Genomic DNA, 2,165 nt, shown 5'->3' with positions numbered 1-2,165 from the left:
CGGAAATCACATTCAGCCCGGGGGAAGTGCAGGTCTATATGCAGCGATACCCGTCCCTTCGAATTATCCCTCCTCCGCCGCCGGGAGTCATGGTGGACCGGTACGCTTGATTACGGCGGATGACGCGACCGGGGACGGCGGGAAGGGGTCGGGCAACCGAGCCACCCACTAACACTGGATTTCGGGAGGAAAGGGCATGGCGACGCGATGTTCTCATCAAGAGGATGACTGTCCGATTGGAGTCGCGCAAAACGAACCGGATGCCCGGCATTTTCCGGTGATTGAGTTCGCCCAGGGGATTCCGGGGTTTCCGGAGACCCGTTTCTTTTCCCTGCAGCCTGTGCCGGAAGGGGAAGGATGGTTTCATTTGGTCGGCGTCGGCGAGGAGGCTCCGACTTTCTTGGTGGTGAACCCCTTCCTGATTCTTCCCGACTATGAGGTGGAGGTGCCCGACGACCTCCTTTCCGGTGCCCGGGCCCAGGACATTGTTCTTCTGGCCATTGTCCGGGTGCCCGACAACCCGTGGGAGGCCACCGTGAATCTGCGGGCTCCCCTGGTGATCGACGTGCCCAGGCAACGGGGGGTTCAGTGTGTGCCCCTGGAATCGCCGTACAGCATTCGCCATCCCTTGTTTCCGAAGGGCGAGGCGGTTGGTGTGCCGTGCTCGTCTTGAGTCGCCGCGCCGGCGAGGCCATCGTGATCGGGGAGGACGTTCGCGTTGTGGTATTGGAAACGAGAGGGGATGTTGTACGCCTCGGGATCGAAGCCCCGCGGGCCGTTTCGATTTTGCGGGAAGAAATTTTCCTGCAGATTCGGGAAGAAAACCGGTCGGCCGCCGAGCGGGCCCCGAACGCAGGAGGGATCGTGGCCGTGTGGAAGGATCGCATGGAACGAAAATAAGCGCAGCAGAACATTTCAAAAAAAGCGGTGATATGGGGATTTAGTCATTGAAAGATCAGGCTCGATTTTCCCCTTTTTTTGCTTTAAACCTCGTAAATTAACGCTTTGTACTGTTAACGAATCCAAGGTTGTGGCCGATTGACATAGTGACCGATTGGCTGACGGCCGACAGTCGGTCGGTCGCCGGTGCGCACGGAAGCGGTCGGGTCGAACATCACTAGGGAGGGTGACGGAAAGGTGATCATCAATCACAACTTGCCGGCGTTGAATGCGTACAACTGGTTGACTACGAACACGAACTCTTTGCAGAAATCCCTGGAGAAATTGTCCTCCGGGTACCGGATCAACCGGGCCGGAGACGATGCGGCGGGGTTGGCCATCTCCGAAAAGATGCGTGCCCAGATTAGCGGGCTGGATCAGGCCCAGCGCAACGCCCAGGACGGCATCTCGCTGATTCAAACGGCGGAAGGGGCACTAAACGAGACTACCAGTATTTTACAGAGAATGCGCGAATTGGCGGTGCAGGCGGCGAATGGCACCTATACCACATCAGACCGTGCAAAAATCAGCGGTGAAATGCAACAGTTGTTTAACGAAATCAACCGTATTGCCAGCCAGACACAATTTAACACGATGAATCTTTTGGGCAACAACGTCAAGATTAGCTTTCAGGTGGGTGCTAATAGCGGACAAACAATTCAGTTCTCGATCAATAAAATGGTTGCTAGTGTAATTTTAGGCACAAAAATCTCTGGGATTAAATTAACCAGTATTGCGAACTCTACAAACCCATTCTCAAACGCGATTGCTAAAGTCATTGCTAATATTAATTCCGGCATCAATACAGTATCCAAAGAACGGGCGAATATGGGGGCTTACCAAAATCGGTTGGAGCATACTATCAATAATTTGCAGACCTCGTCCGAAAACTTGACTGCTGCTGAATCGCGGATCCGCGACGTGGACATGGCTAAAGAGATGATGAATTACACGAAGCAGAATATCTTGCTCCAAGCTTCTCAAGCGATGTTGGCCCAAGCCAACCAACTGCCCCAGGGGGTTCTCCAACTGCTCCGTTAACGTATCTTTTCCTTGAGCCGGTCTCTATTAGAGACCGGCTCTTGCCAACATTTGTGTGCGCCCGGCATGGGCGTTGACTGGGTGGTGAAAGTCCACTGCAGGCGAGGCGCACGAGTCTGCTAGCCAAAGGCAAGGGTGTCCGCTGCGAGGCGGAATCCGAAGGAAGCCGGAGGCAAACCCACGGC

3 protein-coding genes are annotated in these 2,165 nt (G+C 54.9%); all 3 read left to right on the top strand.

Annotation, left to right across the window (positions count from 1 at the left end; genetic code table 11):
• Nucleotides 1–196 precede the first annotated feature (196 nt).
• The 3 genes from fliW (at nucleotide 197) to K6T64_RS16715 (ending at nucleotide 1,980) form a co-directional block, all read left to right on the top strand.
• Nucleotides 197–673: a flagellar assembly protein FliW gene (gene fliW, locus K6T64_RS16725; RefSeq protein WP_288011365.1), complete on the top strand. Its 477-nt coding sequence runs from the start codon at nucleotides 197–199 to the stop codon at nucleotides 671–673.
• Nucleotides 661–900 (top strand): carbon storage regulator CsrA, encoded by a 240-nt coding sequence (csrA, locus tag K6T64_RS16720; RefSeq protein WP_288011363.1) that lies wholly within the window; start codon nucleotides 661–663, stop codon nucleotides 898–900. Before fliW ends, csrA begins: the two co-directional genes overlap by 13 nt.
• 237 nt (nucleotides 901–1,137) lie before the next feature.
• Nucleotides 1,138–1,980 (top strand): flagellin N-terminal helical domain-containing protein, encoded by an 843-nt coding sequence (locus K6T64_RS16715; RefSeq protein ID WP_288011360.1) that lies wholly within the window; start codon nucleotides 1,138–1,140, stop codon nucleotides 1,978–1,980.
• The last annotated feature ends 185 nt before the right edge of the window (nucleotides 1,981–2,165 follow it).

It is taken from the genome of Kyrpidia sp., from assembly GCF_023512215.1.
GTDB lineage: Bacteria > Bacillota > Bacilli > Kyrpidiales > Kyrpidiaceae > Kyrpidia > Kyrpidia spormannii.
The sequence above is the reverse complement of the archived record's forward strand: the minus strand, read 5'-3'. Positions and strand labels throughout refer to the sequence as shown.